Here is a 22,369-nt window from a genome sequence, read left to right as displayed (position 1 = left end):
CTGCGCGGTCTCGTCCCGTATGCCCGCCACCTTGCCAAAGGGCATCCGATGAAAACACTGGCCAAACTTCCCGTCACCATCGTCACCGGCTTTCTCGGCTCGGGCAAAACCACCTTGCTGCGGCATATGCTGGACAACGCCCAGGGTCGGCGCATCGCGGTGATCGTCAACGAGTTCGGCGAGCTGGGCATCGACGGCGAGATCCTCAAGCAGTGCTCCATCGGTTGCACCGAGGAAGAGGCGGTCGGCCGGGTCTTCGAGCTGGCCAACGGCTGCCTGTGCTGCACCGTGCAGGAAGAGTTCTTCCCGGTGATGCGCGAGCTGGTGGCCCGTCGCGGCGACCTCGACCATATCCTGATCGAAACCTCCGGCCTGGCCCTGCCCAAACCCCTGGTCCAGGCGTTCCAGTGGCCGGAAATCCGCAGCGCCTGCACCGTCGACGCGGTGATCACCGTGGTCGATAGCCCGGCCGTGGCCGCCGGCACCTTCGCCGCCTTCCCGGACCAGGTCGATGCCCAACGTAAGCTCGACCCGAACCTGGACCATGAATCGCCCCTGCACGAGCTGTTCGCCGACCAGCTGTCCAGCGCCGACCTGGTGATCCTCAACAAGTCCGACCTGATCAGCCCGGCCGACCTGGCCAAGGTGCGCCTGGAAGTCGCCGAGGAGCTGCCGCCCGCGGTGAAAGTCATCGAAGCCAGCAGCGGCCGCCTGCCGCTGGATGTGCTGCTGGGCCTGGGCAATGGTTCGGAAGAGCACATCGACGGCCGTCACAGCCATCACGATCACCACCATGACGGCGACGATCACGATGATCACGATCACGACGCCTTCGACTCCATCTCCATCGAACTGCCCCAGGCCGACGAAAGCCTGCTGCTGGACGCCCTGACCCAACTGGTGGTCAAGCACGGCATCCTGCGGGTCAAGGGCTTCGCGGCGATCCCGAACAAGCCGATGCGCCTGCTGATCCAGGGCGTGGGCACACGTTTTGACAAGCACTTCGACCGCAAGTGGGGGGCTGATGAGGCCCGTACCACACGCCTGGTGCTGATCGGCCAGGAACTGGACGCGGCCCAGCTCGAGGCGCAATTGCGCGCCGCGCTCAGCGTGTAAGCCATGCACCTGCTCAGGACCCAGCCCGGCGGTTTCGTGTCGGATGACAACATTGCCGACCTGGGACAAACCCCCGCCGAGCTGGTGATCCTGTGCAGCGGCGATTCCAGCCTGGCGCTGCTGGCCGAAGCGGCCCGGCAGCTGCCGGAGGACTACCCGAGTTTTCGCCTGGCCAACCCGATGCAGGTGCAGAACCATGCCTCGGTGGACCTGTATGTCGACCAGGTGCTGCGCCACGCCAAAGTGATCCTGATTTCCCTGCACGGCGGCATCGCCTACTGGCGCTACGGCATCGAGCAATTGGTGCAGCTGGCGCAGCGTGGGGTGCAGCTGATCCTGGTGCCGGGCGACGACCGTCCGGACCCGGAGCTGAGCGACCTGAGCACGGTGCCCGCTGCGGACCGCGAGCGCCTCTGGCTCTTCCTGCGCCAGGGTGGCCTGGGCAATGCGCTGAACCTGTACCGTTGCCTGGCCAGTGGCTGGCTGGGGCGCGATTACCCCTGGTCCGAGCCGCAGACCCTGCCGCGCACGACGATCTACCACCCGCACAAAAGCAGCGCCGTCCTCGGCGACTGGCAAGCCGACTGGCGGGCCGGCCAGCCGGTGGCGGCGCTGCTGTTCTACCGCTCGCACCTGCAGGCGGCCAACACCGCCTTTATCGACGAGTTCTGCCGACGCTTGCAGGCGGCGGGCCTGAATCCGTTGCCGATTGCCCTGGCCAGCCTGAAGGAGCCCGGCTGCCTGACGGTGGTCGAGGACCTGCTGGACGCAGTGCAGGCGGCGGTGATCCTCAACACCACCGGTTTTGCCCAGTCCAGCCCCGAGGCGCCGCACCTGCGGCCGTTCCGCCGCGACATTCCGGTGATCCAGGCCATCTGCGCCCAGGACAACGAACCCGGCTGGCGCGAGAGCGAGCAGGGCCTGGGCCCGCGGGACCTGGCGATGCATATCGCCTTGCCGGAACTGGACGGGCGCATCATCAGCCGGCCCATCAGTTTCAAGGACCTGGCCTGGCGCAGCGAGCGCAGCCAGTCGGACGTGGTCTGCTACCGCTCGGCCCCCGAGCGCATGGATTTCGTCGCCGAACTGGCGCGGCGCTGGGTCGAACTGGCGCGGCTGCCCAACGGCGAAAAACGTATCGCCTTGATCCTCGCCAACTACCCGACCCGGGACGGCCGCATTGGCAACGGCGTGGGCCTGGATACACCGGCGGCAGCGCTGAATATCCTGCGTGCCTTGCACGCCGAGGGTTACCCGCTGCCGGCCGAACTGCCGGCCAGCGGCACGGCGCTGATCCAGCAATTGCTCGGTGGCGTCAGCAACGACCTGGACAGCCTCGACCTGCGCCCCTGCCAGCAAAGCCTGGCGCTGGCCGAATACCAGGCGCTGTTCGACGCGCTGCCCGAGGCCAATCGCCTGGCGGTGACGGAACGCTGGGGCGGTCCGCAGAGCGATCCGATGTTCCGTGGCGGGCGGATGATGATCGCCGGCCTGCGCTTCGGCCTGACCTTCGTCGGCATCCAGCCGGCGCGCGGTTATCAGGTGGATCCGAGCGCGGTCTACCACGACCCGGACCTGGTGCCACCCCACGGCTACCTGGCGTTCTATTTCTGGCTGCGCCAGACCTACGGCGCCCACGGGGTGATCCATGTCGGCAAGCACGGCAACCTGGAATGGCTGCCGGGCAAGGGCGTGGGCCTGTCGGAAAACTGCTGGCCGGATGTGCTGCTGGGGCCGCTGCCGAATATCTATCCGTTCATCGTCAACGACCCGGGCGAGGGCGCCCAGGCCAAGCGCCGGACCCAGGCGGTGATCATCGACCACCTGATGCCGCCGCTGACCCGGGCCGAAACCTACGGCCCGTTGCGCGACCTGGAGCTGCTGGCCGACGAGTATTACGAGGCGCAACTGCTCGACCCGCGCCGTGCCCGGGAGCTGCAGAAGGACATTCTCAAGCTGCTGCGCCTGACCCAGATCGACCGTGAACTGCAGCTGGACGGCCAGCTCGACAGCGAGGCCGACGCCGCGCTCTGGCTACCGCGCCTGGACACCTACCTGTGCGACCTGAAAGAGTCGCAGATCCGCGATGGCCTGCATGTGTTCGGCGAGTCGCCCGTCGGCCGCCTGCGCATCGACACCTTGCTGGCGCTGCTGCGTATTCCCCGGGGCGATGGGAAAGGCGCGCAGTCCAGCCTGTTGCGGGCCCTGGCCAAGGCCTTCGAGCTGGGCTTCGATCCGCTGGACTGCGCCCTGGCCGAACCCTGGAGCGGGCGCCGGCCCCAGGCCTTGCAGGTCCTCAGCGACCAACTGTGGCGCACCGCGGGCGATGCGCGGGAACGCCTGGAGCTGTTCGCCGGGCAGTTGATCGAAGCGGCGCTGGCAGGCGAGGTCGAGCAGTTGCAGGAGCCCGGTTGGGGCGAGGTGAAGGCGATCATCGACAGCCTGCGGGAAACCGTGGCGCCGCGCCTGGATGCCTGCGGCCCGGCGGAGATGGGCGGCCTGCTGGACGCCCTGGCCGGGCGTTTCGTGCCGGCCGGCCCTAGCGGCGCGCCGAGTCGCGGACGCCTGGACGTGCTGCCCACCGGGCGCAATTTCTTCTCGGTGGACGTGCGCAACCTGCCGACCACCACCGCCTGGCGCATCGGCTTCCAGTCGGCCGACCTGATTCTCGAACGGCACCTGCAGGATCATGGCGACCACCTGCGTCAGCTCGGCCTGTCGGTGTGGGGCACGGCGACCATGCGCACCGGCGGCGACGATATCGCCCAGGCCATGGCGCTGATGGGCGTGCGCCCGGTGTGGGCCACCGGCAGCCAGCGGGTCGACGATTTCGAGATCCTGCCGCTGAGCCTGCTGGACCGCCCGCGGGTGGACGTGACTCTGCGGGTGTCCGGGTTCTTCCGCGATGCCTTCGCCAATCTGATCCGGCTGTTCGACGCCGCGGTGCAGGCGGTGGCGGTGCTGGACGAACCGGACGACCTCAACCCGCTGGCGGCCAAGGTCCGGGCCGAGCGCCAGGCGCTGGAGCAGTCCGGGCTGGACGCCGAGGCGGCCCGGCGCCAGGCCGGCTGGCGCATCTTTGGCGCCAAGCCCGGGGCCTACGGCGCCGGCGTGCAGGGCGCGATCGACGGCCGGCTGTGGCAGAGCCGCGAGGACCTGGCCGAGGTCTACCTGAACTGGGGCGGCTATGCCTATGGCGGCTGCGACGAGGGCACCGCGGCCCGTGGTCAGTTCGCCCGGCGCCTGAGCCAGGTGCAGGCGGTGCTGCAGAACCAGGACAACCGCGAGCACGACCTGCTGGATTCCAACGACTATTACCAGTTCCAGGGCGGCATGCTGGCGGCGGTGGAGAGCCTGAGCGGCGCCCAGGCCGCCAGTTACCATGGCGATCACAGCCAGCCGGACCTGCCGAAGATCCGCAGTCTCAAGGAGGAACTGAACCGGGTGATCCGCTCCCGGGCGGCCAATCCGAAGTGGATCGAAGGGGTGAAGCGCCACGGCTACAAAGGCGCCTTTGAAATGGCCGCCACCGTGGATAATCTGTTCGCCTTCGACGCCACCAGCCAGTTGATCGACGATCACCAGTACGCCTTGCTGGCCGATGCCTATCTGCTGGACCCGGCGACCCGCGACTTTATCCGGCAGCACAACCCCCCGGCGTTGCGCGACATGACCGAGCGTATGCTCGAGGCCCAGCAGCGTGGCATGTGGCAGGAGCCGGGTGAATACCGCGAGGCCCTGGAAAACCTGTTGCTGGACATCGAAGAAGATGGCTGACGCAGACGAGGACTGCGTCCTCGAACGCGGAAAAAGCACCGCACTTCCGTAGGAGCGAGGCTTGCCCGCGATGAGGGCCTCCCAGCCAATACCAGACTCGACCGAACCGAGAACCGACATGAGCGATACCCCACATTTCCCGCTGTCCGCCGTGGTCGGCGCCGATGACCTGAAACTGGCGCTGTGCCTGACGGCCATCGACCCGAAGATCGGCGGGGTGCTGATCGAAGGGCCGCGGGGCATGGCCAAGTCCACCCTGGCCCGGGGCCTGGCGGACCTTTTGGCGAGCGGGCCGTTCGTTACCTTGCCCCTGGGCGCCACTGAAGAGCGCCTGGTGGGCACCCTGGACCTGGATGCGGCCCTGGGTGAAGGCCGGGCGCAGTTTTCCCCCGGGGTGCTGGCCAAGGCCGACGGCGGGGTGCTCTATGTCGATGAAGTGAACCTGCTGCCGGACCACCTGGTGGACCTGCTGCTGGACGTGGCCGCCAGCGGCACCAACCTGATCGAACGCGACGGGATTTCCCACCGGCATTCGGCGAAGTTCGTGCTGATCGGCACCATGAACCCGGAAGAGGGCGAGCTGCGCCCGCAGTTGCTGGACCGCTTTGGCCTGAATGTGGCCATGAGCGGCCAGACGCCGCCGGGCCAGCGCGGGCAGATCATCCGCCGGCGCCTGGATTTCGACAGCGATCCCCAGAGTTTCTGCGAGCAGTGGGCGGCCGAGCAGCAAGCATTGCGCGAACGCTGCCAGCAGGCACGGCAGTTGCTGGCGGACATCGAACTGGACGACCGGGCGCTGGAGCGCATTACCGAGCGTTGTTTCGCCGCCGGCGTCGACGGCCTGCGCGCGGACCTGGTCTGGCTGCGGGCTGCCCGGGCCCATGCCGCCTGGCGTGGGGCCCGGGTGATCGACGAACAGGACATCGAGGCGGTGGCCGAATTCGCCCTGCGCCATCGCCGCCGCGACAACCCGCCGAGCGCGGTGCAGCCGCCGGCGCCGGGCCCGTCATCTGCCGCGCCTTCCAGCAGCCCCGCCGAAGGCCAGGGCCAATGGGGCGAATTGCCGGCCCAGGCGCTGCCCACCGGCGCCCGCCGTGAAGTGCCGAGCTGGCCAAAAAAGCCCTAGGCATTCGCCCCCGGTCCGACGCGGGGGCGAATGCCAAACCCCGTGCCGGACGGTTGGACAAGGGGCGGCAAGGTCGCAGCCGCACGGCCGCCCAAGGCTCGATCAACTGGCCGGGCAGCTTGCTCAACGGCCGGCCGCGCCAGCGCGAGGACCTGCTGTGGCACCTGCGCAGCCGTTCGCCCCATGAACTGTGGCTGGTAATAGTCGACGCCTCGGCCTCGACCCGCCGCCACCAGGCGTTGAGCGATGCCAAGGGGCTGCTGGCCCAACTGTTCGACGATGCCTACCGTCAGCGCACGCGCCTGGCGCTGCTGACCGCCAGCGGCCGCGCGCCGAACTGGCAGGTGCAGGGGCTGAAGGCTTCGAAGGACCTGCGGGGCTGGCTCGACGGCCTGGGGGCGGGCGGTGGCACGCCGTTGCTGGCGGCCCTGGCCGAAGCAGGGCAGTGGCTGGTCGCCAGGCAGAAACGCTATCCGGCCGAGCAGCAGCGGGTGTTGCTGCTCACCGACGGTCGCCTGAAAACCCTGCCGCCCTTGGCGGGCCTGGGTTGCCCGACCCTGCTGATCGACATCGAACGCGGCCCGATCCGCCTCGGCCGCGCTCGCGAACTGGCGCAGCAAATCGACGCCCAGTACCGGCATATCGACGGGCCTTGAGGTCCCTCTCTTGCAGGCGACGGCGTCGCGCCTGACCCACCGCGGCGCCTGCTTCGCGCGCACGCTGCGCTCCTACAGTAAACGCGGTATTTTCGAGTCATTGAGTTGTCTTTTAGGACTTATCCTAAAGACTGCGCTGTCTTGCGCTCTCTAGCATTCCAACCCCCCGCAAGCCTGAGTGGCGCGGGGTAATGGAAAGCAGAGTTCAAGGGCGGTTTATGCAGAAGTACACAGCGGTTTTGGGGCTTTTACTGGCGGTAACGGGGTGTAGCGGCCTGCAGAAAGACCGGGTCGATGAAACGCTTAGGGCGAAAAACGGCTACGCGATCTCGACAAGCGAGCAGGCCGTGGCCAAGAACCACCGGATCCGTTTCCTGGTGCTGCATTACACGGCGCTGGATCAGGAGCAGTCCCTGGAAGTCCTGACCCGCTCGGAGTTGGTGAGCGCCAACTACCTGATCCCCGAGGAACCGAAGGCCCACAAGGGCCTGCTGGTGGCCCACCAGTTGGTCGACGACCACGACCGGGCCTGGCACGCCGGGGTCAGTCGATGGAAAAACCGCAGCAACCTGAATGACACCTCGCTGGGGATCGAGATCGTCAACGCCGGCTGGGACCCGCACACCGGGCAGCCCCTGGGCGCGTCCTACGGCGAGCGCCAGACCGAACTGCTGATCAACCTGGCGCGAGACCTGATCGAAAAGTACGACATCCAGCCGACGGACATTGTCGGCCACTCGGACATCGCACCGGGGCGCAAGATCGATCCAGGGCCGTTCTTTCCCTGGAAACGACTCGCCGAAGCCGGCGTCGGCGCCTGGCCGGACGAGCCCACCACCCTCGATTACCAGGCCCGCTTCAGTGTCACGCCACCGAGCATGGCGCAGGTGGCCAAGGCCCTGGAAACCTATGGCTACGGTTATCTGGACCAAGGCCTGGAGCCCGTGGTCAAGGCGTTCCAGATGCGCTTCAACCAGGCGCAGGTCAGTGGGGTGGTCGATATCAAGACGGCAGCCATCCTGTTTGCCCTGATCGACAAATATCACGGCGCGGAGAAGGCCCGGGACATTCTCCAGGTTCCGGATGCTGCCGCGCTCGGCTAGGGGCCGTTCCGGCTATAGAGGGCGACCATGAAAAAGCCCGCCGATCACCGAGGTGAAGGGCGGGCTTTTTGGTGGCCGGGTGTCAGGTCAGACCTTGACGATCCAGCCCGCTGGCGCTTCGATGTCGCCGGTCTGTACACCGGTCAGCTCCTTGTAGAGCTTCTGGGTGACCGGGCCGACTTCTTTTTCGCTGTAGAACACGTGCAGCTTGTCCTGGTAATCGATGCCGCCGATCGGCGTGATCACCGCCGCGGTACCGCAGGCGCCGGCTTCCTTGAAGTCCGACAGCTTGTCGATGAACACGTCGCCTTCGATCACTTCCAGGCCCAGGCGGGTCTTGGCCAGTTCGATCAGCGACAGGCGGGTGATACCCGGCAGTACCGAAGGCGAGTTCGGGGTGACGAATTTGTCGTCGTGGGTAATGCCGAAGAAGTTGGCCGAACCGACTTCCTCGATCTTCGAGTGGGTCAGTGGGTCCAGGTAGATGCAGTCGGCGAAGTGCTTCTTCTTGGCTTCCGAACCCGGCATCAGGCTGGCGGCGTAGTTGCCACCGACCTTGGCCGCGCCGGTGCCTTGTGGCGCCGCACGGTCGTAGGTGGAGATCAGGAAGTTGTGCGGGGTCAGGCCGCCCTTGAAGTAGGCGCCGACCGGAATGGCGAAGATCGAGAAGATGAACTCGGGGGCGGTGCGCACGCCGATGTTGTCGCCCACGCCGATCACGAACGGACGCAGGTACAGCGCGCCACCGGTACCGTAAGGCGGGATGAAGCGCTCGTTGGCCTTGACCACGGCTTTACAGGCTTCGACGAACTGCTCGGTGGACACCTGTGGCATCAGCAGGCGGGCGCAGCTGCGCTGCATGCGGGCGGCGTTCTGGTCCGGACGGAACAGGTTGATCGAGCCGTCCTTGCAGCGGTAGGCCTTCAGGCCTTCGAAGCACTGCTGGCCATAGTGCAGGGCGGTGGAGCCCTCGCTGATGTGCAGCACGTTATCGTCGGTCAGGGTGCCTTTGTCCCACTCGCCGTTACGCCAGTGCGACAGATAGCGCTTGTCTGTCTTGATGTAGTCAAAACCCAGCTTGTCCCAATTGATGCTTTCGTTACCCATGACACCCTCTATCGCTTAACAACCGTCGCAACGGCTCAAGGCTTCTGACGTTTTTTTGGATGGGCACAACAATACTGCATTCCGCGGGTGTTTCGCAGCCTGGACGATGGGAGGGCGAGCAAAAAACCTGGCCTGCCCATCAATCCTCCGGCGATCCCGGGGAGCGAACCCTGTAGCCGCTGCCGCAGGCTGCGATAAGGTCCGCAGGACCTTCCTGGGGCCTTGAAGAGCACGTCCTCTTCGAGGCCGATCGCAGCCTTCGGCAGCGGCTACAGGGGTAGGGCCATGCCCCGGTGTTGCGTTTACAGGTGCAACGCGTGGCCCAGGGCGCGCAAGGCCGCTTCCTGCACCGTCTCGCCCAGGGTCGGGTGGGCGTGGATGGTGCCGGCGATGTCTTCCAGGCGCGCGCCCATTTCCAGGGACTGGCCGAAGGCCGTGGACAGCTCGGACACACCGACGCCCACCGCCTGCCAGCCGACAATCAGGTGATTGTCACGGCGTGCCACCACCCGCACGAAACCGCTTTTCGATTCCAGGGTCATGGCGCGGCCGTTGGCGGCGAACGGGAAGTTCGAGACGACGCAGTCCAGGCCGGCGGCGCGGGCCTCGTCCGGGGTCTTGCCGACCACCACCAGTTCCGGGTCGGTGAAGCACACCGCGGGAATGGCCGCCGGGTTGAACTCCCGGTGCTGGCCGGCGATCAGCTCGGCGACCATCTCGCCCTGGGCCATGGCCCGGTGCGCGAGCATCGGTTCGCCGGCGACGTCGCCGATGGCCCAGACGTTGCGCATGCTGGTCTGGCAGCGGTGGTCGATCTTGATCGCCGCGCCGTTCATGTCCAGGTTCAGGGCTTCGAGGTTCCAGCCCTGGGTGTTCGGCTTGCGCCCGACCGCCACCAGCACCTGGTCGGTTTCCAGGTGCAGGCGCTCGCCGTTCGGGTCGCGCACCTGCAGGCGGTTGTTCCCGGCCTCGAAACCTTCGACGCTGTGCTTGAGGTAGAGCTTGATCCCCAGCTGCTTCACCGACTCCAGCACCGGCTGGGTCAGCTCGGCGTCATAGGCCGGCAGGATGCGCTCCTGGGCCTCGACCACGCTGACTTCGGCGCCGAGCTTGCGGTAGGCGATGCCCAGCTCCAGGCCGATATAACCGCCGCCGACCACGATCAGGCGCTTGGGCAGGGCCTTGGGCGCCAGGGCTTCGGTGGAGGAAATGACCGGCCCGCCCAGCGGCAGCATCGGCAGGTTGACGCTTTTCGAACCGCTGGCCAGCAGCAGGTGCTCGCACTGGATGCGGGTGTCGGCGCCTTCGACCTCCACGGTCTTGCCGTCGATGACCTTGGCCCAGCCGTGGATCACCTGGACTTTGTTCTTCTTCAGCAGGGCCGCGACGCCGGTGGTCAGGCGGTCGACGATGCCGTCCTTCCATTCCACGCTCTTGCCGATGTTCAGGGTCGGCGCCGCCACCTCGATGCCCAGGGCCGAGCCCTGGCTGTGATGGCGGGTCTGGTGGAACTGCTCGGCGACATGGATCAGGGCCTTGGACGGGATGCAGCCGATGTTCAGGCAGGTGCCGCCCAGGGCCGCACCTTCCACCAGGATGGTGGAGATGCCCAGCTGGCCGGCGCGGATCGCCGCCACGTAACCGCCAGGACCGCCGCCGATGATCAGCAGCTGGGTGTTCAGAGTCTGTTGCATGGGTTACTCCAGAAACAGGCTGGCAGGTTGTTCGAGCAGGCCGCGGATGGCCTGGATGAAGAGCGCCGCGTCCATGCCGTCGACCACCCGGTGATCGAAGGAGCTGGAGAGGTTCATCATCTTGCGGATCACCACCTGGCCTTTGATCACCATCGGCCGTTCGACGATCTTGTTCACCCCGACGATCGCCACTTCCGGCAAGTTCAGCACCGGGGTGCTGACGATGCCGCCCAGGGCGCCGAGGCTGGTCAGGGTGATGGTCGAGCCGGAGAGTTCGTCACGGGCCGCCTTGCCGTTGCGTGCGGCATTGGCCAGACGGGCGATTTCCGCGGCGCTGTCCCACAGGCTGCGGGCTTCGGCGTGCTTGACCACCGGCACCATCAGGCCGACGTCGCTTTGCGTGGCGACCCCGACATGCACCGCGCCGTGGCGGGTGATGACCTGGGCTTCGTCGTCGTAGCGCGCGTTGATCTGCGGGAAGTCGCGCAGGGCCACGACCATGGCCCGCACCAGGAACGGCAGCAGGGTCAGCTTGCCGCGAGTGGCGCCGTGTTTTTCATTGAGGTGCGCGCGCAGCTCTTCCACGGCGGTGACGTCGATTTCCTCGACATAACTGAAGTGGGCGGCGCGCTGGGTGGCTTCCTGCATGCGCTGGGCGATCTTGCGGCGCATACCGATGACCGGGATCTGCTGCTCGTCGTGGCGCTCGGCGTAGCCGGACGGTGCCGAACCGCCGTGGGCGCGCTGCGTGCCCTGGGCCAGGTAGGCGTCCAGGTCTTCGTGGAGGATGCGTCCGGCCGGGCCGCTGCCCTGCACCAGGCGCAGCTGGATGCCCAGGTCCAGCGCATGCTTGCGCACGGCCGGGGAGGCCAGCGGACGCTCGTCGGCGTCGCGGGCCACCGGTGCCAGGGGCGCAGGGCGGCAAGCGGCGGCCGGTTTGCTTTCGACCACGGGCGCGGCTTCGACCTTGGGCGCTGGCGCCACGGCTGGAGCGGCCGCTTTAACCGCCACCGGCTCGCTGACCGCCTGATCGGAGGCCTTGACGTTGCCAGCCCCCTCGACCTCGATGCTGATCAACACACTGCCCACCGCCATCACTTCGCCGGGCTGGCCGCCCAGGGAGATGACCTTGCCATGCACCGGGGAGGGGATATCCACCATGGCCTTGTCGGTCATGACGTCGGCCAGCACCTGGTCCTCGACCACCAGGTCGCCGACCTTGACGTGCCACTGTGACAGTTCGACTTCTGCGATGCCTTCGCCGATGTCCGGCATCTTGATAACGTGCGTGCCCATTCAGACCTCCATGACCCGTTGTAGAGCCGCGCCCACACGGGACGGGCCAGGGAAATACGCCCACTCTTGCGCGTGCGGGTAGGGGGTGTCCCAACCGGTCACACGTTCGATCGGCGCTTCCAGGTGGTGGAAGCAATGTTCCTGCACCAGCGACACCAGCTCGGCGCCGAAACCGCAGGTGCGGGTGGCTTCGTGGACCACCACGCAGCGGCCGGTCTTCTTCACCGACTTGACGATGGTGTCCAGGTCCAGCGGCCACAGGCTGCGCAGGTCGATGACCTCGGCGTCGATGCCGGTTTCCTCGGCGGCCACTTGCGAGACATACACCGTGGTGCCGTAGGTCAGCACGGTCACGTCCTTGCCCGGGCGGGCGATGGCGGCGACGTCCAGCGGCACCTTGTAGTAGCCGTCCGGCACCTGGGCCGAGGGGTGTTTCGACCAGGGGGTTACCGGGCGGTCGTGGTGGCCGTCGAACGGGCCGTTGTACAGGCGCTTGGGCTCGAGGAAGATCACCGGGTCGTCGTTTTCGATGGAGGCGATCAGCAGGCCCTTGGCGTCGTAGGGGTTGGACGGCATCACCGTGCGCAGGCCGCAGACCTGGGTGAACACCGCCTCGATGCTCTGGCTGTGGGTCTGGCCGCCGTAGATGCCGCCGCCGCAAGGCATGCGCATGGTCAGCGGCGCGGTGAACTGGCCGGCCGAGCGATAACGCAGGCGCGCCGCCTCGGAAATGATCTGGTCGGTGGCCGGGTACACGTAGTCGGCGAACTGGATTTCCGCCACCGGCCGCAGGCCGTAGGCGCCCATGCCGACGGCGACGCCGACGATGCCGCTTTCCGAGATCGGTGCGTCGAACACCCGTGAGGTGCCGTACTTGGTCTGCAGGCCTTCGGTGCAACGGAACACGCCGCCGAAATAACCGACGTCCTGGCCGAACACCACCACGTTGTCGTCACGCTCGAGCATCACATCCATGGCCGAGCGCAGGGCCTGGATCATGGTCATGGTGGTAGTGGTCATGGCGGTTTCCAACTGGATATTGTTGTTGTGATCGTTCATGTCAGATTCCCAGTTGCTGGCGTTGGCGCTTCAGGTGCTCGGGCATGTCCTTGTACACATCCTCGAACATGGTCGCGGCGCTGGGGATCTGGCCGCCGGCGAGGGTGCCGTACTGCTCGGCCTGCTTCTGCGCGGCGATGACCTCGGCTTCCAGCTCCGCGCTGACCGCGGCGTGTTCCTCTTCGGACCACTGGCCGGTCTTGATCAGGTGCTGTTTGAGGCGGGCAATCGGATCGCCCAGGGGGAAGTGGCTCCAGTCGTCGGCCGGGCGGTACTTGGACGGGTCGTCCGAAGTCGAGTGCGGGCCGGCGCGGTAGGTGACCCATTCGATCAGGGTCGGGCCGAGGTTGCGCCGGGCGCGTTCGGCGGCCCAGCGCGAGGCGGCGTAGACCGCGACGAAATCGTTGCCGTCGACCCGCAAGGAGGCGATGCCGCAACCCACGCCGCGTCCGGCGAAGGTGGTGGCTTCACCGCCGGCGATGGCCTGGAAGGTGGAGATCGCCCACTGGTTGTTGACCACGTTGAGGATCACCGGCGCGCGGTACACGTGGGCGAAGGTGAGGGCGGTGTGGAAGTCCGACTCGGCGGTGGCGCCGTCGCCGATCCAGGCCGAGGCGATCTTGGTATCGCCCTTGATCGCCGAGGCCATGCCCCAGCCCACGCCCTGCACGAACTGGGTGGCCAGGTTGCCGGAAATGGTGAAGAACCCGGCCTCTTTCACCGAGTACATGATTGGCAGCTGGCGCCCCTTGAGCGGATCGCGCTCGTTGGACAGCAGCTGGCAGATCATGTCCACCAGCGGCACCTCGCGGGCCATCAGGATGCTCTGCTGGCGGTAGGTGGGGAAGCACATGTCATCGATGTTCAGCGCCAGGGCCTGGGCGCTGCCGATGGCTTCCTCGCCCAGGCTCTGCATGTAGAACGACATCTTCTTCTGGCGCTGGGCGACCACCATGCGGTTGTCGAAAATCCGCGTCTTGAGCATGGCGCGCATGCCCTGGCGCAGGATCTCGGCGGGCACGTCGGCGGCCCAGTCGCCCAGGGCGTTGCCCTGGTCGTCGAGCACGCGGATCAGGCCGCGGGCCAGGTCGGCGGTGTCGGCGGGTTCTACATCGATTGGGGGTTTGCGCACCGTGCCGGCGTCGGTCAGACGCAGGTAGGAGAAGTCGGTTTTGCAACCGGGACGGCCTGAGGGTTCGGGCACGTGCAGGCGCAGCGGTTCGTACGCTTGGGTCATGGCTTGTCTACGCTCGATCTTGTGAATTTCTTGTAGTGGGCGCGCTGAGCTGACAGTCATTCTTTGGGTAAAAGAAATCTTGTCCTACAACAATCATAGGCCGGGCCAAGGAGAATATTTATCTCTGTTTCGTTGCGCTTGAGACGATTTGCAGATAAAAAAACTGCATAAACATAAAAAAAAGGTTGATTTGTCTCATGCGCAAACTGGACCGTACCGATATCGGCATTCTCAACAGCCTCCAGGAGAATGCCCGCATCACCAACGCCGACCTGGCCCGTTCGGTGAACCTTTCGCCCACTCCCTGTTTCAACCGCGTGCGTGCCATGGAGGAGTTGGGGTTGATCCGCGAGCAGGTGACCCTGCTGGATGCCGACCTCTTGGGGCTGCACGTCAACGTGTTCATTCACGTCAGCCTGGAGAAGCAGGTGGAGGAGGCGTTGCAGCATTTCGAAGAGGCGATTTCCGACCGCCCGGAAGTCATGGAGTGCTACCTGATGGCGGGCGATCCGGACTACCTGATCCGCGTGCTGGTGCCGACCATCCAGGCCCTGGAGCGGTTCATGATGGACTTCCTGACCAAGGTGCCGGGGGTGGCCAATATCCGCTCGAGCTTTGCGCTCAAGCAGGTGCGCTACAAGACCGCGCTGCCGTTGCCGGCCAATGGCTTGATCCTGGGCAGTTGAGCGCGCGCAGGGCAGGGCCGGCCCTATCGCGGGCAAGCCTCGCTCCTACGGAAGCACGCGATCTTCTGTAGGAGCGAGGCTTGCCCGCGATAGCCATCGACAGGTCGCCACCGCTCCCGGAGCGACCCACCGAACGTGCATTCAACGCATAGCGCTTCAGTTATTGAACGCCGCCTCGCTGTTGTCGATCAGCGGGTTCTTCTCTGTCAGCACGATCTGCGCGATCCGGTCCTTGCGCATGAAGCTGACCTTCGGATGGGACTGGGCGTAGCGGACAAACCGCTCCACCGCCTCGACCATCGCCGGCGTGCCGCCGATGCGGTCGTGCAGGCTCACCGACATCATCCGCCGCTGGTGCGCGCCTTCGGCGTACAGGCGATCGAACTCCAGCACCAGCTGCTGATAGAACTGCTCGGCGGAGAAGTGCCGGCCCTCGATCAGCACGATGTCGTTGTTGCGCAGGGTGTAGGGCACCACGGCGAACGGCTTGCCGCGCACCAGGGTGACGAAGGGTTCGTCGCGGCTGACGTCGTCGATGTGGTAGGTGAAGTTCAGGTCCTGCAACACCTTCAGGGTGTTGGGGCTGCGCCGCAGCCAGTTGGCGTTGTAGCCCACCGAGCGCTGGCCGGTGAGCTTCTGCACCGCGTCCACGCCGTCGCCGATGAACTGCTTTTCCTGGGCGTAGCTCATGTTGTAGGAGTCGGCCCAGCGCATGCCGTGGGCCGCCACTTCATGGCCACGCTGGGCGATGGCCTTGATCAGTTCCGGGTGCTTGAGCGCGGCTTCGCCGACCACATGGGACGTGACCTTGATGCCGGTGCGGTCCCACAGATCGAGCAGACGCCACAGGCCTTCCTTGTGGCCGTAGTCGAACCAGGTGGTGGCCGGCAGGTCCGGATAACCCTTGGGCAGCGGGCTCCCGGAAAACGGGCTTTCGGCGCCCTCCGGCTGGCCGCCGGTCTCGAACTGCATGGAAAACGACAGCACCAGCTGCGCGCCGTCCGGCCATGGGCGCTCCTGGGCGAACGCCAGGGTCGGCGCCAGCAGGCTCAGGGCGAGCAGGCGCTTGAGCCAGCGCGGGGTGAGGGTTCGGGTCATTGGGGGCACTCCTCGAGGAAAAAGTGCCCATAGGCTGGCATCCGGTCTTTCCTTGAAAAATCCCCTCGGAACCAGATCACCTTTAAACAAAATTTATCAATCCAGCCCGGCCCGGGCGCCTGGCGGCCCAGACCGGCTGATCGATAAAGCGCCTTGCCGTCGTGATCCTGAACGGCTTGATCGCCTGGGGGCGGTCAGAGGGAAAAGCGCGCCACCAGCTTGTTCAGGCCCACCGCCAGGGAGGACAGCTCGCTGCTGGCGATGGAGGTCTGGCTGGCAGCGGACGAGCTTTGCAGCGACAGGTCGCGGATGCTCATCAGGTTCTGGTCCACCGAGCGCGCCACCTGGGCCTGCTCCTCCGAGGCGGTGGCGATCATCAGGTTGCGTTCGTTGATGTCGGTGATGGCCTGGGTGATGTGGCCGATGGCGCTGCCGGCCTCATGGGCGATGGCCAGGGTCTGGCTGGCGTCCTCGCTGCTTTGCTGCATGGAGCGCATGGCCTGGTTCGAACCGCTCTGGATGCCCTGGATCATCTGTTCGATCTCCTGGGTCGAGAGCTGGGTACGGTGGGCGAGGGCGCGCACCTCGTCGGCGACCACGGCGAAGCCACGGCCCTGTTCCCCGGCCCGGGCCGCTTCGATGGCGGCGTTGAGGGCCAGCAGGTTGGTCTGCTCGGCGATGGCGCGGATCACGTCGAGGACCTTGGTGATGTCCTGGGCCTGCTGGGCCAGGCCGGCCATTTCCACGCGGGTGCCTTCCACGGTACGGGTGAGTTTCTCGATCGAGTGGATGGTCTGTTCGACCCGCTCCTTGCCGAGCCCGGCGGAACGTTCCGAGGCCTGGGTCGACTGCGAGGCGGACACCGCGTTGCGCGCCACTTCCTCCACCGCCGCGGTCATTTCGTTGACCGCGGTGGCGGCCTGGTCGGTTTCCATGCTCTGTTGCTGGATGCCGGCGTTGGACTCGCGGGTGATGGCGCTCATCTCTTCGGCGGCCGAGGCCAGTTGGGTCGAGGAATCGGCGATGTGGCGGATGGTCGACTTCAAGCTGTCGAGCATGGCCTGGGTGGCGGTCTGCAACTCGGTCAGTTCGTCCTGGCCGCTGACCTCGACCTGGGTGCGCAGGTCGCCTTCGGCGATTTTCCGGGTGGTGGCCAGCAGCGCTTGCACCGGGCCGATGATGCTGCGGGTAAACAGCACGGCAATCAGTACGGTCAGGGCAATCGCCAGCACGATGATGATCGAGGTCAGGGTCAGGCCATAGCTGAACTGCTCGCCGGCCTGGGTCGCGGAATGGTCGGCGCCGGTCTCGTTGATTTTGATCAGGGCTTCGATCGAGGTCTGCAGGCTGTTGGCCAGAGGCACCGTGACCTGGTTGATGTAGTCGCTGGCTTGCTCCACGGTGTAGCGCTTGCTGGCATCGAGCAGGACCGCCAGTTTGTCCAGGTAGTCCTGGGCGGCGCGCTTGACCTGTTCGTAGGTGGCCTTTTCCTCGCTGCTGGACACCAGCGGTTCGTAGTCCTTGATGGCCTGGGCCAGGGTGTTTTTCAGGGTGCCCAGCTTATCCAGCGAAGCGCCTTTCTGAGTCGTGCTTTCGGTGACGTAGTGCAACGCTTCCAGGCGCACCCGCAAGGTCGCGGATTCGATTTTCGAGGCTTGCCTGATGCTGGGCAGCCAGTTGGACTGAAGGTCCAGGGCCGCATCGTGAATCTGTCCCATTTTCCACAGTGCCAGTCCCCCCAGACCGATCAACAACACACAAATGGCGCCGAAGCTCAGCAGCGCCCTGGAAGTCAGTTTCACGTTTCTTGTCACCATACGAGCACCTGCAGATTGGAGTGATACAGCGAAATACAATTCGACTCCCTGTCGTCTCGATATCACTCTTATCTTCAGAACGTGAAAAATCTGTAGAGGTGTAAGAAAATATTTCCGGCGCCTCCCTGTAGGAGCGAGCTTGCTCGCGATGGGGTCCACCCAGGCGCCATCAGATTACCCCGCTGAACACCCGCTCCACGCTGCCGGCCAGCCGCACCTTGCCCACGCCGTCCCAGCTGACGGTGACCGGGCCGCCGTCGCACAGCACCCGCACCGGGCTGTCCAGCAGCCCGCGGCGGATGCCGTTGACCGCCGCGCCGCAGGAGCATGAGCCGGAGCCCAGGGGGATGGCGCCGTTGCGTTCCCAGATGCGCAGGCGAATGGTCTGGCGGTCGAGCACCTGTACGAAATGCACATTGGTCTTCTGTGGAAACAGCGGATGAGCCTCGATCTGCGGGCCGAGTTTCGCCACGTCGACGCGCTCCAGGTCGTCGACGAAAAACGTGCAATGCGGATTGCCCATGCTGCACGCCGCCGGCTCGCCCGCCAGCGGCAAGGCCAGGGTATCCAGGGGCTGGGCCAGGGGAATCTGTTGCCAGGCGAACTGCGGCAGGCCCATCTCGACCGCCACCGAGCGATCGTCCAGGCGCGTGCAGTGCTGGATGCCGCGGGCGGTTTTCACGCGCACCGAGGGTTCGCCGCTTTCCCGCAGCAGCAGGTCGGCCGCGCCCCGGGTCGCGCTGCCGCAGGTGTCCAGGCTGGAACCATCGGCGTTCCAGAAGGTCAGTTGCGCCGCCGTCTCCGGGCAATCGCCGAGCACCACCAGTTGGTTGAAACCGACCCCGCGATGGCGGTCGCCCAGGGCCCTGGCCAGTTCGCCGGTGATTGGGTCGGCGCGGCCGCGGGCATCGACCAGCATGAAGTCGTCGCCGTTGGCATGCAGCTTCTGAAAAGGCAGGGGCATGAAAGTCTCCGCGGCTGGAGCGCAAGGGGAGGGCTGATTCTAGAGGGGCCGAGGCGCCAAGGGTAAGTGCGACGTCGGGGAATCGATCGCCAGGAGCCAGCTGACTGGCGATACAGGCACGGCGCCCCACCAGGCCCGCCGCTATCGCGAGCAAGCTCGCCCTGCAGAGAATGCCCCAGGCTGGCGTCTGAAAATGTTTAGCAACCGCGCCCGGAGCTTGCCTGGGCCCCGGGGTTTTCCGGCAAACTGCCGGGCAGCCCGGAATATCTCTGAGCGTCCGCAACCTGAGCGGATACGGAACAAGGCCACCGAATGGATCAATACGCCCCGCGCAACTGGCAACCCCACGAAAAGCCCAGCTTGCCCGGCTCGCCCTCGACGCCGTTGCACCCGACGCACAAGCGGATGGCCTATGCCCTGGTCGGCCTGCTGGTGGCGCTTACCGGCGGTCTCGGCAACTCGCTGGTGATCGCCAACCTGCCTTACCTGCAAGGGGCGCTGGGCGCCACCACCGCGGAAATGGCCTGGCTGCCGGCGGCCTACGTGATGACCAACGTGTCGATGAACCTGCTGCTGGTGAAGTTTCGTCAGCAGTTCGGCCTGCGCGCCTTTACCGAAGTGTTCTTGGTGCTCTATGCCCTGGTGACCTTCGGCCACCTGTTCGTCAACGACCTGAGTTCGGCCATCGCCGTGCGCGCGGCCCACGGCATGGTCGGCGCGGCCCTGAGTTCCCTGGGCCTGTACTACATGGTCCAGGCGTTCCCGGCGAAGTGGCGGATGAAGGCCCTGGTGTTGGGGCTGGGCGCCTCGCAACTGGCCTTGCCCCTGGCCCGGCTGTTTTCCGAAGACCTGCTGCAGATCGCCGAATGGCGCGGCCTGTACCTGTTCGAGCTGGGGCTGGCGCTGGCCTCCCTGGGCTGCGTGTTCATGCTCAAGCTGCCGCCGGGGGACCGCTTCCGTACCTTCGAAAAACTCGACTTCCTGACCTTCGCCATCCTCGCCAGCGGTGTTGCGCTGCTGTGCGCCGTGCTGTCCCTGGGGCGCATCGACTGGTGGCTGGAGGCGCCGTGGATCGGCTACGCCAGCGCCGGCTCCATCGTGCTGATCCTCACCGGGCTGTGCATCGAACATAACCGCAGCAACCCGATGCTGATGACCCGCTGGCTGGGCAGCGGGGCGGCGATCCGCCTGGCCCTGGCGGTGATCCTGATCCGCATGGTGCTGTCCGAGCAGTCCACCGGCGCCGTGGGTTTTCTCCAGGCCCTGAACATGAGCAGCCAGCAGATGCGCCTGCTGTACGGGGTGATGCTGCTGGGCAGCATCGCGGGCCTGGCCACCAGCGCCCTGACCATCAACCCCTCGCACCTGTTGATGCCGCTGGTTGTCTCCCTGGCGCTGATGGCCGTGGGTTCGGTGATGGATAGTTTTTCCACCAACCTCACGCGCCCGGCCAACATGTACTTCAGCCAGTTTTTGCTGGCCTTCGGCGGGACCTTCTTCCTCGGCCCGACCATGGTCCTGGGCACGCGCAACGTGCTGACCAACCCGCGCAACCTGGTGAGCTTCTCGGTGCTGTTCGGCATCTGCCAGAACCTCGGCGGGCTGATCGGCTCGGCGTTGCTGGGGACCTTCCAGATCCTGCGCGAGAAGTACCATTCCAGCCATATCGTCGAGCAACTGGTGATGATGGACCCCCGGGTGCTGGGCCGGGTGCAGAGCGGCGGCGCGGCCGTCGGCCGGGTCATCGCCGACCCGCAGGCCCGCGAGCTGCAAGGCATTCGCAGCCTGGCCAGCGCCGCCACCCGCGAAGCCAATGTGCTGGCCTACAACGATGTGTTCATGCTGATCGCGGTGATTGCCGTGCTGACCATGCTCTGGATCTTCGTTCGCAGCCTGTGGCTGCTCAGCACCACCCAGAAGGTTGCGCCGGCAGCCCCGACCCAAGCCCCGACTCCCGTTCAACCCAGCGGTGCCATTTCTTCATGACCGAACCGACCATTACCACCACCAACGCCATCGCCTCGACCCCCGAAGGCAGCGCGCCGCCCTCGCTGCCGATCACCGAGCCGCGCTCGCTGCGGGTGCGGATTTTCTCGTCCCTGGGCTTCGCCGCGATTGCCCTCGGCGGGGTGCTGATCGTGCTCTATGCCTGGCAGTTGCCGCCGTTTTCCAGCGCCATCGAAAGCACCGAGAACGCCCTGGTGCGCGGCCAGGTGACGATCATCGGGCCGCAGCTCAGCGGCTATGTGTTCGAGGTGCCGGTGCAGGACTTCCAGTTCGTCAAGGCCGGCGACCTGCTGGTGCGCCTCGACGACCGCATCTACAAACAGCGCCTGGACCAGTCCCTGGCCCAGCTGGCGGTGCAGAAGGCCTCGCTGGCCAATGTGGTGCAGCAGCGCAACAACGCCGAAGCCACCATCAAGCTGCGCCAGGCGGCCCTAGCCGACAGCCAGGCCCAGGCGCGCAAGAGCGCCGCCGACCTGCGGCGCAACGAAGCGTTGATCAATGACGGTTCGGTGTCTCAGCGCGACCTGGACGTGACCCGCGCCGCCAACGCCCAGACGGTCGCCGCGGTAGCCCAGGCCCAGGCGCAGCTGGACATCGCCCGCCAGGACCTGCAGACGGTGATCGTCAATCGCGGCTCCCTGGAGGCCGCGGTGGCCAATGCCGAGGCGGCGGTGCAGCTGGCGCGGATCGACCTGTCCAACACCCGGATCACCGCGCCGCGGGACGGCCAGCTGGGGCAGATCGGCGTGCGCCTGGGGGCCTACGTTAATTCCGGGGCGCAGCTGATGGCGCTGGTGCCGAACCAACTGTGGGTGATCGCCAATATGAAGGAAACCCAGATGGACAACGTCCGCGTCGGCCAGCCGGCGAGCTTCACCGTCGATGCGCTGAACCACCGCAAATTCCATGGCCATGTGCAGCGCATCTCGCCGGCCACCGGCTCGGAGTTCGCCTTGTTGCAGGCCGACAACGCTACCGGCAACTTCGTCAAGATCGCCCAGCGCGTGCCGGTGCGTATCACCGTCGACCCCGACCAGACGGAAAGTGAACGCCTGCGCCCGGGCATGTCGGTGGTGGTCAGCATCGACACCGCCGCCGAACCCAAGCCCCCCACCGAATAACCCCTAGCCCTGTAGCCCTGTAGCCGCTGCCGAGCCCCAGCGAGGCTGCGATCGGCCGCGAAGCGGACGCAAAACCAGGCACCGCCGAGAGTCAGTTACACCGCGCCGCCAGGTCTACGGGGCTGCGCCCCGATCGCAGTCTCGCCAGGGCTCGACAGCGGCTACAGGGGCGGTGAGAGGCGGCAGGTTTGTAGCCGCTGCCGAGCTCCAGCGAGGCTGCGATCGGCCGCGAAGCGGACGCCAAACCAGGCACCGCCGAGCGTCAGTTACACCGCGCCGCCAAGTCTACGGGGCTGCGCCCCGATCGCAGCCTCGCCAAGGCTCGACAGTGGCTACAGGGGCGGTGAGAGGCGGCAGGTTTGTAGCCGCTGCCGAGCTCCAGCGAGGCTGCGATCGGCCGCGAAGCGGACGCAAAACCAGGCACCGCCGAGCGTCAGTTACACCGCGCCACCAGGTCTACGGGGCTGCGCCCCGATCGCAGTCTCGCCAAGGCTCGACAGCGGCT

Annotated in this window: 16 protein-coding genes; 8 read left to right on the top strand and 8 right to left on the bottom strand. The window is 66.2% G+C overall.

Translation table 11 applies throughout. The features are described from left to right. Positions 1 to 48 precede the first annotated feature (48 nt). The 5 genes from cobW (at position 49) to ACQKQA_RS14545 (ending at position 7,778) form a co-directional block, all read left to right on the top strand. Positions 49 to 1,116: a cobalamin biosynthesis protein CobW gene (cobW, locus tag ACQKQA_RS14565; protein ID WP_427558530.1), complete on the top strand. Its 1,068-nt coding sequence runs from the start codon at positions 49 to 51 to the stop codon at positions 1,114 to 1,116. Between the two features lie 3 nt (positions 1,117 to 1,119). Beyond that, a complete protein-coding gene (cobN, locus tag ACQKQA_RS14560) occupies positions 1,120 to 4,893 on the top strand; it encodes a cobaltochelatase subunit CobN (RefSeq protein ID WP_427558527.1) in 3,774 nt (1,257 codons plus the stop codon). A 118-nt stretch (positions 4,894 to 5,011) separates the two neighbouring features. Continuing rightward, complete coding sequence (locus ACQKQA_RS14555) at positions 5,012 to 6,019, top strand: ATP-binding protein (protein ID WP_427558524.1); 1,008 nt, start codon at positions 5,012 to 5,014, stop codon at positions 6,017 to 6,019. A 53-nt stretch (positions 6,020 to 6,072) separates the two neighbouring features. Then, positions 6,073 to 6,675, top strand: coding sequence for a vWA domain-containing protein (locus tag ACQKQA_RS14550; RefSeq protein WP_427558521.1), 603 nt, complete (start codon positions 6,073 to 6,075; stop codon positions 6,673 to 6,675). 347 nt (positions 6,676 to 7,022) lie between these two features. After that, the gene (locus ACQKQA_RS14545) at positions 7,023 to 7,778 is read left to right on the top strand and encodes an N-acetylmuramoyl-L-alanine amidase (protein WP_427558518.1); all 756 of its coding nucleotides are present in this window, start codon (positions 7,023 to 7,025) and stop codon (positions 7,776 to 7,778) included. Positions 7,779 to 7,865: 87 nt separating this feature from the next. Here ACQKQA_RS14545 and ACQKQA_RS14540 read toward each other — a convergent pair whose 3' ends face one another. From ACQKQA_RS14540 to ACQKQA_RS14520, 5 genes are all read right to left on the bottom strand, one after another. Beyond that, on the bottom strand, positions 7,866 to 8,885 hold the full coding sequence (locus ACQKQA_RS14540; RefSeq protein ID WP_427558515.1) for a branched-chain amino acid aminotransferase: 1,020 nt from the start codon (positions 8,883 to 8,885) through the stop codon (positions 7,866 to 7,868). Between the two features lie 302 nt (positions 8,886 to 9,187). Then, a complete protein-coding gene (gene lpdA / locus ACQKQA_RS14535) occupies positions 9,188 to 10,579 on the bottom strand; it encodes a dihydrolipoyl dehydrogenase (RefSeq protein WP_427558512.1) in 1,392 nt (463 codons plus the stop codon). A gap of 3 nt (positions 10,580 to 10,582) precedes the next feature. After that, positions 10,583 to 11,875 (bottom strand): dihydrolipoamide acetyltransferase family protein, encoded by a 1,293-nt coding sequence (locus ACQKQA_RS14530; RefSeq protein ID WP_427558510.1) that lies wholly within the window; start codon positions 11,873 to 11,875, stop codon positions 10,583 to 10,585. Beyond that, on the bottom strand, positions 11,876 to 12,934 hold the full coding sequence (locus ACQKQA_RS14525) for an alpha-ketoacid dehydrogenase subunit beta (RefSeq protein ID WP_044462579.1): 1,059 nt from the start codon (positions 12,932 to 12,934) through the stop codon (positions 11,876 to 11,878). A gap of 1 nt (position 12,935) precedes the next feature. After that, positions 12,936 to 14,171 (bottom strand): 3-methyl-2-oxobutanoate dehydrogenase (2-methylpropanoyl-transferring) subunit alpha, encoded by a 1,236-nt coding sequence (locus ACQKQA_RS14520; protein WP_427558506.1) that lies wholly within the window; start codon positions 14,169 to 14,171, stop codon positions 12,936 to 12,938. A 197-nt stretch (positions 14,172 to 14,368) separates the two neighbouring features. On the opposite strand from ACQKQA_RS14520, the gene bkdR reads away from it, so the two are divergent. Continuing rightward, on the top strand, positions 14,369 to 14,857 hold the full coding sequence (gene bkdR, locus ACQKQA_RS14515; RefSeq protein ID WP_427558503.1) for a Bkd operon transcriptional regulator BkdR: 489 nt from the start codon (positions 14,369 to 14,371) through the stop codon (positions 14,855 to 14,857). Positions 14,858 to 15,013: 156 nt separating this feature from the next. Here the strand turns inward: bkdR and ACQKQA_RS14510 are convergent, their stop codons facing one another. The 3 genes from ACQKQA_RS14510 to dapF all read right to left on the bottom strand — a co-directional run bounded on the left by ACQKQA_RS14510 (position 15,014) and on the right by dapF (position 18,736). Further along, positions 15,014 to 15,955 (bottom strand): polysaccharide deacetylase family protein, encoded by a 942-nt coding sequence (locus ACQKQA_RS14510; protein WP_427558500.1) that lies wholly within the window; start codon positions 15,953 to 15,955, stop codon positions 15,014 to 15,016. A 194-nt stretch (positions 15,956 to 16,149) separates the two neighbouring features. Further along, positions 16,150 to 17,772, bottom strand: a complete 1,623-nt coding sequence (locus tag ACQKQA_RS14505) for a methyl-accepting chemotaxis protein (protein WP_427558497.1) — start codon at positions 17,770 to 17,772, stop codon at positions 16,150 to 16,152. Positions 17,773 to 17,941: 169 nt separating this feature from the next. Beyond that, positions 17,942 to 18,736 carry a diaminopimelate epimerase gene (dapF, locus tag ACQKQA_RS14500; protein WP_427558494.1) on the bottom strand — a complete coding sequence of 265 codons (795 nt, stop codon included), beginning with the start codon at positions 18,734 to 18,736 and terminating at the stop codon, positions 17,942 to 17,944. 312 nt (positions 18,737 to 19,048) lie between these two features. Here dapF and ACQKQA_RS14495 point away from each other — a divergent pair, with 312 nt between their 5' ends. Then, entirely contained in the window at positions 19,049 to 20,722 is a 1,674-nt protein-coding gene (locus tag ACQKQA_RS14495; protein WP_427558492.1) for an MFS transporter, read from the top strand. Beyond that, positions 20,719 to 21,864 carry an HlyD family secretion protein gene (locus ACQKQA_RS14490; RefSeq protein ID WP_427558489.1) on the top strand — a complete coding sequence of 382 codons (1,146 nt, stop codon included), beginning with the start codon at positions 20,719 to 20,721 and terminating at the stop codon, positions 21,862 to 21,864. Before ACQKQA_RS14495 ends, ACQKQA_RS14490 begins: the two co-directional genes overlap by 4 nt. The last annotated feature ends 505 nt before the right edge of the window (positions 21,865 to 22,369 follow it).

This window comes from Pseudomonas sp. NPDC089530, from assembly GCF_050280705.1.
Lineage (GTDB): Bacteria > Pseudomonadota > Gammaproteobacteria > Pseudomonadales > Pseudomonadaceae > Aquipseudomonas.
This window is presented reverse-complemented; position numbering and strand designations above follow the sequence as displayed.